Below are 13,519 nucleotides of genomic sequence, written 5' to 3'. Positions count from 1 at the left end.
AATAGGTGATATTTATGTCAGATCAGTCAGATGGTGGGAATCTGTCGGAAAACTGGTATCAAAAGGTTTCACACGACTGGGATATAGATCGTTTACTGACTGATTTGGAGTCTAAAATTCAAAAGCGATACAGACAAAATACCAAGAAAGACCTGTTACTTGGGTTGCTATGTGGGTATAGCTTGACAAAGATAAGTCAGGACTTGTACAAAGATAACGCTGGTGTAAGAGTAGTATTGAGCAATATCTATCGAGATATTGAAACTTTGACAGGAGAACCCGATAACAGCGTCAGATCGAGCAACCTTATTTATATTCTTGAGAGATATGGATATCGCAGAGGTGTTGCTGCATCTAGTAGCGAAAGCACCTCTATCCCCCACAATCTGCCATCACCAACCTACACAGAATTTATTGGGCGCGAGGCAGATATGAAAAAGCTACTGGAACGCCTTTCGCCAGAGCATGGCGCTCACATGATTACAGTGCATGGCATTGGTGGCGTAGGGAAAACAGCGCTGGTGTTAGCAGCTGCTTACCTGTGCTTAGAAGCTAGTAACGAAAACAGTTCTGATGCACCTAAGTTTGATGCGATTATTTTCACTTCAGCCAAACAACAAGAACTGATTCCCGATATGATTTTGCAACGGCAGCAAGGACAGCGTAACCTGCGCGAGATTTTTCGGGTGATTGCCAATGCCTTAAACGACTCTACAATTATTCAATCTCCTCCCAACGATCAATTTGAGCGTGTACGCCAATGTCTTTCTAAACAGCGAACGCTTCTGATTGTGGATAATATGGAGACTATAGAGGACAGGGATGAGGTTATAGAATTCCTATACAATTTACCCATTTGCGTCAAAGTAGTAATTACTACCCGCGAACGAATTGCCCTGCTGCCAATCAGTCTGCGAAACTTACCCCTGAATGATGGTTTACAGTTGATTCAGCAACAAGCTGAAGAGAAAGGTATAACTATCCAAGATGAAGACTCTAGCTTGCTCTACGATCGCACTGGGGGAATCCCTCTCGCTATTGTCTACGCACTCGGTCAAGTTTCTAGTGGCTACCCTTTGAACTTCGTATTGGGGCAGTTAGCCTCCGCTAAAGGCGATGTGGCTCGTTTTTGCTTTGATCAATCGGTGCAAGGTACAAAGGGACAGCCACCACATAAGTTACTTATGTCACTGGCGATTTTTCCTGACGCTCCTATTCAAGCTGCTGTAGCTGAAGTTGCTGGGCTGACATCCGATCCTGATTCTGTCAGTAATGGCTTGGTACGTTTGCAGCAACTCTCGTTAGTGAATTTGAACCCAGAGACTAAGCGATATGAGATGCTCTCTCTGACTCGTGAGTATGCCTTAGCACAATTAGCTGCTTACCCAGATTTTGAGAGGGAAGCACGGATGCGTTGGGTGAAATGGTATCTAGATTTTGCTTACAGTTACGGCGGAGAAGATTGGGAAAAATGGATACATTACAACAGGTTAAAGGAAGAGGAAGGAAATCTACGGGCAGTACTTTATTGGTGTAAAAACCAAGACCATTATGCAGAAGTTAGAGATTTGTGGTTGCTTTTGAACCACTACGCCAATCTCTATGCTTATTGGGACGATCGCCTCGATTGGTTGCAATGGCTGATAGAACAATCAGAACGACGTGGCGAATGGTCATCTTTAGTAAAATTCATGATCCGCAAAACCTGGCTGCTAATTCGGGAGTGTTCGCCCCAAAGTCTCACACAAGCAGACGAAATATTGCAGCGGGCATGGGTTTTACGCGACCATGCAGATTCATGTGTTCAAGCTGACTTAGCCGAAAGTATGGCTAGACTGCGAATCCGACAGAATAATTATACAGATGCGCGCCACTGGCTAATGGTAGAAGAAAAATTAGCGATCGAGGCGAATCTAGAGGAGCGACAGCACATCCGCTATTTTATTCCCGTTCTTTATCATCAGGCTGAAATCCTTTATTTAGAAGGTGAATATCTTTCAGCAAAGAAGCTCTTTCAAGATGTGATGAAAAGTGCAGAAAAAATTAGTTGGCATCGGGTGATTAATTCTGCTCAAAATTGGCTTGCTGATATTGCCATCGAACAAGGCGATCGCGATGAAGCTCAAAAGTTATTAATTCAAGGCTTAACTGTCGCCGAAAGCACCAATAATAAGCGGCGTTTGGCTCGTTATCAACGTTCTCTTGCCCGTTGGGAGAGAAGGTGGGGAAGTGTCCAAAAAGCCTGCCAATTATCAACTCAGGCTATTAATAGTTTTGAGCGTTTGGGAATGACAAGGGATGCACAGGAGATGCAAACTTTACTTGATTGCCCATAATTATCTGCAAACAATGCATTTCCGGTTAGAGAGACGCGATAAATCGCCGTCTCTACAATGGGCTACATTTTACCGCCAGCGATCGCATTTCCAAATCTTACAAAACTTACAAGATACGTTGTTTGTCAATACAATGTAATATAGCTTAGTAATAATTGCGCGATCGCTGTTCCTTTTATATCTAAATATTGTCCCTGCATCCCTTCTCAAGGATTTTCTGAGGATGATTCTGAGTAAGATTTTGTGGGAATGCCTAAATCGTCTAAAGTATTCATTAATAAGTCATCTTGGGGAATATAGTCTCTGTGTTGGGAATTTACTAAATTGTCAACAGCTTTAAGAGCTTCAAGATCCTCAAGAGCTTCTGATGCAGACTGATATCGCTCTTTGAAGTCATCCAGCACCATTTTACTGAGAATCTTAGCTAGGGAGTGACTCACCTGAGTGCGTAGTTTACCGCCGTAGGCATCGCTCCATTTGATTTCCCCATTTGCGTCTCTATCTAGCTCACGGGGTGCTATACCAGTTAAGGCTTTAATCCCAACCATGCCAACTGCATAGATATCACTACTGTACTGTGGACGCCCAAAACATTGTTCGCTTGGTGCGTAACCCTGAGTACCAATACCAATGGTGAAAGGGGTTGACTCTTGAGTATCAAGCTGTTTGATGCCAACTTCCTTGACGGCTCCAAAGTCAATCAACACCAGTTTTCCGTCTGAGTGTCGCCGGATGATATTACTGGGTTTAATATCCCGATGAATCACGTGGTTTTCATGGACAAATGTTAATGTTTGCAATAAGTCCCTGATAATTTTGATCGCTGCAATTTCTTCAATTGCTCTACCTGCTGGAAGTTCTTGATTTAAAGGATGACCAATTATCTGTTCTTGGACTAAATAAAATTCTTCATCTTCTTCAAAATAAGCCAAAAGTTGAGGAATTTGAGCGTGCCTTCCCAATTTTTCTAGTGTTTGTGCCTCTGAGTGAAATAAACGTCTGGCAAGTTGCAATCCTTCTGGTTTGGTGTTGGCTGGTTTTAGTTGTTTGACAACGCATCGCGGATTACCAGGACGTTGGGTATCTTCGGCAATGTAGGTTTCACTAAATCCACCAGAACCGAGAACTTTGACAATTTTGTAGCGTCTCGCCAAGACTTTTCCTGATAAGGCTAAATCTCGTTGCTGGATTAGGTGTTGGAAGTCATCTTGTTGGCTGATAATCTCTTGGACAACGGGTGAAGTTTTATACTTCTGAAAAATGTCTACTAATTGGCGTTTTCTAATGCTTTCCCTGATGACTGAGGTTGCCAAATAGCAAATTCCGGTCATGGCGATCGCGATCGTTGGTACGCTAGTGGGAAAAATTAACTGACCATAGACAAATAACCCATAACTAATTCCTCCCCAAGCGCCAGACAAGGCAAGGCTATTGAAAAATCTATGAATACTACGCTTGCGTCTGCTAATCATCAAGGCTGAACTGCCTACTAGCATTAGTACAAACAAACCCTGCAATGGTGGACTCTTAATTCCTGGGGCGATCGCTTTCCCTGACATCAAAGTTGCGATCGCATTGGCGTGAATTTCTACGCCCGACATCGGTTCAGTGCTATTACTACCAGCAACTGGATAATAATCATTATGTAACTGATCTGTTGCACCAATCAGCACGATCTTGTCTTTGAACACCTTTCCTTGCTGCAAATAGCTGTTCCAGTTTTCCGGGTCGAGTACGTGCCAAAAAGGTTTTTGCTCAAATGTACCCGCAGGCCCCCAAAAATAAATGCGATCGCCCTTTGTCCGGGGATAATTTACTTGTGCTGTCTTCAGCGCTGCTTCATCAAAAGAGAGTCGCTTTTTGGTAAATAAATTATCTTCACCTAAGAACTTGGGAAACTCACTCGCTAATCGATGAACTTTTCCATCTACTTCTAAAGGAAAATTAACTGAACCAATGGATACTGACCCTGTACGAAACATTTGTTGTGGGTCTGTCAATTGCGTAAAAGACCCTTGGTGCGTCTGGGAATTTTCGTAGACGGCTGCTAAGGCAACTTTATTGCCATATTTTTGTAATACTGCCTGAAATTGGCGATCGTCTGCAACTCCATAGCTGCTTGCAGTATCAAAAACTACATCTAATGCTACAGCGCGGGCACCTGCTTCGATTAATTTTGTTATTACCTGCGAGTATGCAGCCCGTTTATAAGGATAAGATTTTAGTGTTTCTAAGTAGGCATACTGTTTCGGATCTGTTTTATAGTACTGTTCGGGAACCGATATTGACTGATCGTCTATTGCTAAAATGACAATGTCTTCTGGAGGGACAATCGGCCCGCGCAGTTGAAAAAAGCCAGAAAGCACCTGATTTTCCATCAATTGAACCAATTCCCCACCAGAAGCGCTCAATAGTGCGCCCCCAATTGCCCAAGTACCTGCCAGTAGATGACCTAAGCGAACCATCCACCGGGAGTGGCGAGCAGATGCTGTCGAAGTCACTTTTGTTGGTTTACTTGACAGTCTATTGGCAGTAGAGACATAGTTTTTAGTTAAGGTAGATGTAGGTTCTTCTGCCATATCGTGTTACTGATTGATTTTAGTCCAACACTTTTATTTATTCAGACCGCGTTTTAGTGTAAGCACATTGAAATAAGACTTAAATGATAATCTTATACATTTGTAAAGTATCTTCTATTCATCAACAAATTTTTATTGGCAGAGCCAGCCCCCAAAAAATTCTTACTCAACCACTACTTAATTTATTCTTTTTCTGTTGAATGAGTTACAAGTAGTGATTGTCTCATAGATCGGAGTCGGATATACTCTATCAGTGCATTTGGTTCTGGCGAGATTTTACCCTAACCTAAGCAACAAGTACGTTACTAACTGGATGCTATACCAGAAGCAGTCCCAAGGCTGTCTTCTGTCTCTGGTGCAATGTTAGTAATCTCCAGAAAGCGTGTTCTGATACTGACAGCTTTACCGAAAGATAGGCTTTAATTTATATCTTACCTTAAGCCTATGTTATACCTCTTTAGGAGTAAACTTTAGTGTTATGCAGCGATGAATGCTGTTACTGGGTCAATTTTATGCGTAGATTTTGATCGCCAGGTGGCTCTTGCAGTGCTGGAGGTGAATCAGGTTAACACCCAGGATCTCAACTTCAATATTGCAGGCGTTTTTATGTCTTGAAAGAGGTAGGATAAAAGCTATAGATAAAGAACTACGTTATAGATATTAGCAAACAAGGCATTTGAAAATTGCTATAATCTATTGTTCCATCTAAATTCATATATATTATTAGGTGTAAATTTGTATGGGTTCTCCAATGAATCGTCTATCTATTTTTGTAGATGGAAACAATATGTTCTATGCTCAACAAAAAAATGGCTGGTTTTTTGACCCGCGGCGAGTCTTAGAATACTTTAAACATGAGCAATCAGAAACAACATTAATTAATGCCTTCTGGTACACTGGCTTAAAAGATCCACAAGACCAGCGAGGTTTCAGAGACGCTCTAATTAGTCTAGGATATACAGTACGAACTAAAATTCTGAAAGAATATTATGATGATACGTCCGGTCGTTACTCGCAAAAAGCGAATTTAGATATTGAAATTGTTGTAGATATGTTTAATACAGTAGATCAGTATGACCGAGTAGTATTATTCAGTGGTGATGGAGATTTTGAAAGAGCAATCGAACTATTACGCTCAAAAAATACACATATTACGGTAGTATCAACAGAAGGAATGATTGCTAGAGAACTACGCAATGCTACCGATAGATATATAGATTTAAATGATATCAGAGATCAAATAGAAAAAACTGAAGGTTAGTAGCTTTAACAATTATTTACAAAAATAAGAGTAAAAGAAAAACTAGGGTTGAAGATATATTAAGCCATCAAGTAAACACTAAACACTAAACAGCAAAGGGCAAATGACAAACAAAACAGATCGAATCATCATTTTTGATACAACATTGCGAGATGGAGAGCAGTGTCCGGGAGCGACTTTGAATATAGACGAAAAGCTAGTTATTGCCAAGCAATTAGCGCGTCTAGGTGTAGATGTAATTGAAGCAGGCTTTGCCTTTGCCAGTCCTGGAGATTTTGAAGCAGTCAAGAAAATTGCTCAAATTGTCGGGACAGAAAATGGCCCGGTAATTTGTAGTTTAGCAAGAGCGATTAAAGCAGATATTGAAGCGGCTGCTGAAGCATTAAAACCAGCAGTTAATGCCAGAATTCACACATTCATTTCGACTTCTGATATTCATTTAGAGTATCAATTGCGAAAGTCACGGGCAGAAGTACTAGCGATCGCCGAAGAAATGGTAGCTTATGCCAAGTCCTTCATGACAGATATCGAATTTTCGCCGATGGATGCGGCCCGTACCGATCCAGAATTTCTTTACCAAGTATTAGAGCGAGCGATCGCAGCTGGTGCAACAACAGTTAACATTCCCGATACTGTGGGTTACACAACTCCTAGCGAATTTGGAGCAATGATTAAGGGCATTATTGAAAATGTCCCCAACATTGACCAAGCGATTATTTCCGTTCACGGTCATAATGATTTAGGCTTGGCAGTTGCTAACTTCTTAGAAGCCGTGAAAAATGGCGCACGGCAACTAGAATGTACGATCAATGGCATTGGCGAACGTGCCGGAAATGCATCACTAGAAGAATTGGTAATGGCGTTGCACGTGCGGCGGCAATATTTTAACCCTTATCTCGGCAGACCAGAAGATTCTCAAGAATCCCTGACAAATATCGACACCCGACAAATTTATAAAACCTCACGCTTAGTTTCTAATTTGACGGGAATGTTGGTACAACCAAATAAAGCGATCGTTGGGGCAAATGCCTTTGCTCATGAGTCTGGAATTCACCAAGATGGGGTGTTAAAAAACAAGCTAACTTACGAAATTATGGATGCCCAATTGATTGGCTTAACAGACAATCAAATAGTTTTGGGCAAACATTCAGGCAGAAATGCTTTCCGTACTCGATTAAAAGAATTAGGCTTTGATCTGTCGGATACTGAATTAAATAAAGCCTTCGTCAGATTCAAAGAAGTAGCAGATAAAAAGAAAGAAATTTCTGATTGGGATTTGGAAGCGATCGTTAACGATGAAATCCAACAAGCACCCGATTTGTTCCGGGTAGAGTTGGTGCAAGTTTCCTGTGGTAGCAACGCCCGTCCTACTGCTACAGTTACTCTGCGTACCCCAGAAGGTGAAGAATTAACTGATGCTGCGATCGGTACTGGGCCCGTGGATGCAGTTTACAAAGCCATCAACCGTGTGGTGAATGTGCCCAACCAGTTGATTGAGTTTTCTGTGCAGTCAGTAACAGGCGGTATTGATGCCCTTGGCGAAGTGACGATTCGTTTACGTTATGAATCTAAAGTGTTTTCTGGTCATGCAGCGAACACAGATATCATCGTGGCATCGGCGCAAGCTTATGTAAATGCGTTGAATAGGTTGTATGCATCTTTGCAAACTCAACAAAAGCCAGAGGAAGTAACTGCACAGAAAGTCTGAGATCGGAATCTGTGAAACTGCCAGTTTTTAGCTGATGCTAACAAACTCCTCTCCAACTTTGGGGAGGAGTTATTTGTGAGTTCCAAAAATTTGTTAGAAATTATGCTGAGAGAAAAACATCTCATTATTAGAGGTTGTTTGAAAAGTCCTCTTCTCGGTAACAAAAAGTTTTAGATCCCCCTAAATCCCCCTTAAAAAGGGGGACTTTAATTCCAGTTCCCCCCTTTTTAAGGGGGGTTAGGGGGGATCAACAAGTGTCTAAAATCACAACTAACTACTTTTCAAACAACCTCTTAGAGAAGGCACAATCAAAGAAGACTCACTGATTGCAAAACACTCTTACCAAATGTGGCTAGATATTGGTGTTGATGAGAGTAATATTATTCTGGAGTGGGAGAATATTACCCTCAAATTTATAGAAGAAGCGCGTCGAAATTTATTTTACAAAGCTTTTATTGCAGAGATTGATAATACAGTTGTGGGTTCTGTTAGTTGTCAACTTTTTGCAGGTTTATACCCGAATGTTTTAAAAGATGAATATCGCAAGTTTGGATATATTTGGGGTGTTTATGTCGAACAATCTTACCGCAGACAAGGAATTGCCAAATCCTTAACTAATAGAGCAATTGAATATTTAAAAGCGCTCGCTTGCACGCGGGTGGTTCTTAACGCCTCGCCATTGGGTAAACCAGTTTACTCCAGCCTCGGTTTCTCTGAAGGGAATGTAATGCAATTAGATTTGATTTAACCAAACAAAATTCAGAAATGAATTCTGTGTAACTAGCGGATGAATAAACCTAAATCCGATAGGATAAGTTTCTCGCTCAAGAAGCATCCGTGTTTGCTCATATTCGGATTTGTACAACAGGTCAAGTTTATTGGGTGGATTATGAATATTGTTTACTTTTTTAGATTTTTCGATTGACTTGTATGGATAAAACTTTATTCTGAGAAACGATGTTTATAACCAATCAGCTTGTATGAGTAGCGAAAAAACTACAGAATTGCCACTCTGGGTACAAGATAGAGATATAGTCATTGCTCATGATGAAGAAGTACAGTGGCGAGAAGGAAAACGCCCCGATTATTCATACACCAATGAATTTCTTCATCAAGAAAGCAAATTTCAGCATCCAGAAGGTTCTTTAGAAGCGATCGCTCAAAACTTAGTCCGCACTTTTGAGATGGAAGCTTCTAATAAATCTAACCCTCAACAGTGGCTTTCGATTGTTACTGATAAGTTTAAGATGAGTACCAATGGCGGACAACAATTCACTGCTCAGGATGTTGCAGATGAAGGTACTTATAACCTGTTTTTGGGTAAAACTGAGCAATATAACTCTGAAACAGAAACCTTTGAATCTTCATTTCAAGTTTTTCATACAGCCTTTCCTAATGGCTTCCTTTGGGAATTAACAGAAGTCCTTTCGGGTCCGCCTAATGTTACCTTTAAGTGGCGACATTGGGGAACATTTAATGGTTCCTATAAGGACTATGCACCCACAGGTGAAACAATAGAAATTGTAGGAGTTAGTATTGCTCGCGTCACTGATGATTTGAAGATTGAGTCTTTAGAGCATTATTTTGATAATAATGTCTTTCTTCAGAAATTAACTGTAGGTGGTTGTCCTTTCCATTCCCCAAATCAGTAGATATAGTGTGCGTTACGCCGTAGGCTAATACCATTTCACTATAACCCTGATACATATAGATTTCGCGTAGGGGCACAACATGTTGTGCCCCTACCAACGTATTTGTATCATAATTAAAGAACGCACCTTGAATTGTTGACGGCGCGTTGCAGCAATCTGATTCGCCTAACTCACGATCGCAGCGATCGCCCACTCATCCAGTGTTATCCTCAAGAGTATTAGGAATTAATTACCAAGGCAGATGACTATTACTGTCAATCTGACTTAAGCAACTGCCAAAACGTTACGACATTAGTCACCAACATTACGATATTAGTGAGTAATATTACGACATTAGTCATCAAACATTACGACATTAGTCACCAACATTACAATATTAGTCACCAACATTACGATATTAGTGAGTAATATTACCGCATTAGTCATCAAACATTACGGCATCAGTCAGCAACATTACAACATTAGTCATCAACGTGAAAGCGATCGTGAATAAACTGAAGCTTGTATGAAGTTCAAATATATGATCTCTATCAAAATCAGCATCTAGTTCTTGACTTCAGCAAAACCACTGGAATTGCCTACAAATATTATTAGAAAAAATATAATGATTTGCGAGTTTTTCTGATACAGAATACAGCTTAATTGAGGCAAGCTAGTTCTATAAATATCTTCAAGGAGTACATCCATGCCTCGTACAAAGCGGACATCGCGGATTCTAGAAAAAGCTGAATTGAGAACGTCTGGATTCAAAGCAGTTGATTCAAAGATGGATTTTGGTAATAGTTGCGATTTGCAAAATCTGACTCAATCAATTGATGAGTTTCGCACTATGCTTGATACTTATAACAACGCTTTAGCTGTGGTTGACTCTACTAAAACTAAAATCGATGAAATGGAAAAAAAGTTGAGTAAACTTTCAGATAAGATGCTGAAGGGAGTTGGTTTCAAGTATGGCACAGACAGCAGCGAATATGAAGTTGCAGGTGGCGTTCGTGACAGCGAACGTATACGCAAAAGCAGGTTGAGTCGATTGAAAGGTAGTGCAGGGCAGACATCAGACGAAAATAAGAAATCTGCCTAGTTCTCGTATGGGTAAGCTACAGAAAAAAATAGTTAACCACAGATAAATATACAGCAGATTGCAACAGGCGTGAGGTACAGATAATCGTAGGGGCACGACATGTTGTGCCCCTACTCGTGTACTTAATTTACCTGAAATACGCTGTAGCCGCATTTATCACAAGCGGTGCGTAGCTTCCCGCCGTAGGCATCGCTATAAAAAATTATTACATTAAGTGATTACTATGTATTTCATCCCTTATTATTAAGTATTAATACAGAATTAGAGTAAGCAAATGGATATAGTAACTTTAACTACTTTTTTGACTCCTTTTTTACCGTACTTGCTCAAAGTCGGAGAGAAAGCAACTGAAGAAGCTGGTAAGAAATTTGGTGAAGGATTTGGCGCTAACGCCTGGGAAAAAGCCAAAGCTTTGTGGAGTAAGCTGCAACCCAAGGTGGAGGAAAAGCCAATGGCGAAAGGTGCAGCAGAGGAGTTGGCTAATTCTCCTAATGATGCAGATGCAAAAGAAACACTCCAGAAGCAACTCAAGAAATTTCTGGATGAAGATAAAAATTTATATGCTGAAATTGCCCGTTTAATGCAAGAAGATTCTGAAGCAATTTCTCAGGTTGTTAATACTTTTAATCAAACAATATCTGGCGATGACAACGTAGTGCAAAACATTGCGGGTGATGGTAATAAGGCGATTGGTAGAGTGGGTGGCGACGCAACTATCAATTAGTCAGAAAACCAGAATAATAGGAAGTTAAAACTGTGCAGAAAAGAAGTCTGAGAAGGTTATGGAAACAGATAATACTTTTTTTATCTAAGTTAGCTGGCTTTTTAAGAGGGAATCGTCGGAGATTAAAACGTAGGCGACATCTACTTAGAGATGAAGTTGCTCAAAGCCGTTTAGATAGGCATATTCGGTCTCAGGTTGAACAAGCAGTTTTAGGTAACGCAGAAAATGATAAAGTTTCTGTAACAAGTTTAGAACCTCTTATTCAGTCTCAGGTTGAACAAACAATTTCAGGCAACGAGAATGTTCTTCAAAACGTCGAAGGCAACAACAATATTAATGTAGGTCGGGTAGAAGGCAGCCTCACGATTAATTATCGTCGCCCAATTGACAGACCTTTTCAAGCACCGAGTTTACCTGCCAATTTTGTAGACCGCGCAGTTACTATAGAAATTAAAGCTCGTCTACTGGCAAATACATCTAATGCTGGTGCATTGCTCATCAGTGCTATTCACGGCTTAGGTGGCATTGGCAAGACAACTTTAGTTACTGCCCTTGCCCATGATGAAGATATCCAAAAACGTTTCTCTGGTGGTGTGCTTTGGGCAACTTTGGGACAAGAACCAGATATTCTGGCGCTACTGAGTAGCTGGGTGCAAGCATTGGGAGACCACGAATTTCGTGCCATTAATATAGAAGCAACCTCAGCCCATTTACAAACCTTATTACATGGGAAGGCAGTTTTACTGGTAGTTGATGATGCTTGGGAACCAGATAAAGTTAAACCATTTCTGGTAGCAAGTTCCCAATCCCAGCTATTAATCACTTCGCGGCGTGCTGATGTGGCTGATAGTGTTGGTGCTTATTTGCAACAATTGAATTTGATGACGCCAGCAGAATCTCTGGAATTACTTTCTAAGTCTTTAGGACGAGAAATAGAAGAAGTAGAAAAACAAGAGGCTTTGAGAGTAGCCGAGACTGTAGGATATTTACCCATTGCGCTGAATTTGGTAGCAGCAAGAGTTAAATGGGGAATTACATGGGTGAAGCTGGAAACAGCTTTGAAACAAGAGATTGCAAACTTAAAAGTTTTAGACGGGGCGCGTCAAGAAAACTCTTTAGAAGCAACCTTTAATTTAAGTCTGAAAGCTTTGCGGGACTATGACGAACAAGCTTGGGAAAATTTTATCTGGTTGGGAGTTTTGCCAGAGGATGTCACAATCGCCGCACCAATGGCAGTTACATTATGGGATATGGAATCGCCGGATGAAGCTGATGAGCGTTTAGAGCTACTTTGGAATGATGCCTTACTTCAGTCTGATTCGCCTGTATTTGTTGGGGGTGTTGAGTGGAAAGGCTACAGGATACATGACTTATTGCATGATGTAGCTCGTGCTAGATTAATTAAATCTCCACCGACAGGAATGGGTTTGAATTTACTCGACGCTCACAGCCAACTGCTAGAAAGGTATCCAGGAAAGACCCAAAAAAACCTTTGGCATACCTTAGCTAATGATGGTTACATTCATCAAAATTTAGTTTGGCATTTAGAAAAGGCTCAACGGGTAGAAGAAATTCACTCCTTATTGCGGGAGGAGTCACAGACAACAAGCAATGGCTGGTTTGAAGCGCGAGAAAAATTAGGACAAGCTGGGGGTTACATCACAGATATTTCTCGTGCTTGGGAATTAGCAGAAGCAAATTGGAATGAATTAATTTTGCCGCAAGTTGTAGGTTTGCAGTGTCGCTATGCTTTGATTAGTGCATCCCTGAATAGTTTGGCAGCTAATATACCAGTAAATTTATTGCTTGCCTTGGTCAAAAACAACAAGTTGACTCCCGAACGAGGACTAGCTTACGCCCTGCAAAACCCAATGCCACAAGAGAAAATCAACTCGCTGACACAACTAGTCAACTATTTGCCACCAAATCTTCAAGAATTAGCACTGCAAAAAGCCCTTGCTGCTGCCACGGCGATTCAGGATGAGTGGAGTCGTGCCTATGCCTTGAGTGCCTTAGCTGACAAACTGCCACCAGAGTTATTGCCACAAGCCCTTGCTGCTGCCACGGCGATTCAGGATGAGTCGAATCGTGCCTATGCCTTGAGTGCCTTAGCTGACAAACTGCCACCAGAGTTATTGCCACAAGCCCTTGCTGCTGCCACGGCGATTCAGGATGAGT

At 41.1% G+C, this 13,519-nt stretch carries 10 protein-coding genes; 9 read left to right on the top strand and 1 reads right to left on the bottom strand.

All coding sequences use genetic code 11. From position 1 onward, the window contains the following. The first annotated feature begins 14 nt into the window (after positions 1–14). Complete coding sequence (locus V7K84_RS18080) at positions 15–2,336, top strand: tetratricopeptide repeat protein (RefSeq protein ID WP_334840018.1); 2,322 nt, start codon at positions 15–17, stop codon at positions 2,334–2,336. A gap of 206 nt (positions 2,337–2,542) precedes the next feature. Here the strand turns inward: V7K84_RS18080 and V7K84_RS18075 are convergent, their stop codons facing one another. After that, on the bottom strand, positions 2,543–4,915 hold the full coding sequence (locus tag V7K84_RS18075) for a CHASE2 domain-containing serine/threonine-protein kinase (protein ID WP_334840017.1): 2,373 nt from the start codon (positions 4,913–4,915) through the stop codon (positions 2,543–2,545). Between the two features lie 486 nt (positions 4,916–5,401). Between V7K84_RS18075 and V7K84_RS18070 the strand changes: the two genes are divergently transcribed. From V7K84_RS18070 to V7K84_RS18035, 8 genes are all read left to right on the top strand, one after another. Then, entirely contained in the window at positions 5,402–5,530 is a 129-nt protein-coding gene (locus V7K84_RS18070; protein WP_334840016.1) for a hypothetical protein, read from the top strand. Positions 5,531–5,654: 124 nt separating this feature from the next. After that, positions 5,655–6,176 carry a LabA-like NYN domain-containing protein gene (locus tag V7K84_RS18065; RefSeq protein WP_041565194.1) on the top strand — a complete coding sequence of 174 codons (522 nt, stop codon included), beginning with the start codon at positions 5,655–5,657 and terminating at the stop codon, positions 6,174–6,176. 103 nt (positions 6,177–6,279) lie between these two features. After that, positions 6,280–7,884, top strand: coding sequence for a 2-isopropylmalate synthase (locus tag V7K84_RS18060; protein ID WP_334840015.1), 1,605 nt, complete (start codon positions 6,280–6,282; stop codon positions 7,882–7,884). 346 nt (positions 7,885–8,230) lie between these two features. Then, positions 8,231–8,632: a GNAT family N-acetyltransferase gene (locus V7K84_RS18055; RefSeq protein ID WP_334840013.1), complete on the top strand. Its 402-nt coding sequence runs from the start codon at positions 8,231–8,233 to the stop codon at positions 8,630–8,632. A gap of 232 nt (positions 8,633–8,864) precedes the next feature. Continuing rightward, on the top strand, positions 8,865–9,536 hold the full coding sequence (locus V7K84_RS18050) for a SnoaL-like polyketide cyclase (RefSeq protein ID WP_334840012.1): 672 nt from the start codon (positions 8,865–8,867) through the stop codon (positions 9,534–9,536). Positions 9,537–10,221: 685 nt separating this feature from the next. Then, complete coding sequence (locus tag V7K84_RS18045) at positions 10,222–10,617, top strand: hypothetical protein (protein WP_334840010.1); 396 nt, start codon at positions 10,222–10,224, stop codon at positions 10,615–10,617. Between the two features lie 274 nt (positions 10,618–10,891). After that, positions 10,892–11,341 (top strand): hypothetical protein, encoded by a 450-nt coding sequence (locus V7K84_RS18040; protein ID WP_334840009.1) that lies wholly within the window; start codon positions 10,892–10,894, stop codon positions 11,339–11,341. A gap of 32 nt (positions 11,342–11,373) precedes the next feature. Continuing rightward, positions 11,374–13,519: NB-ARC domain-containing protein (locus tag V7K84_RS18035; protein WP_334840008.1), on the top strand; the 2,146-nt coding region annotated here is incomplete at its 3' end.

This window comes from Nostoc sp., from assembly GCF_036917315.1.
GTDB lineage: Bacteria > Cyanobacteriota > Cyanobacteriia > Cyanobacteriales > Nostocaceae > Nostoc.
This window is presented reverse-complemented; position numbering and strand designations above follow the sequence as displayed.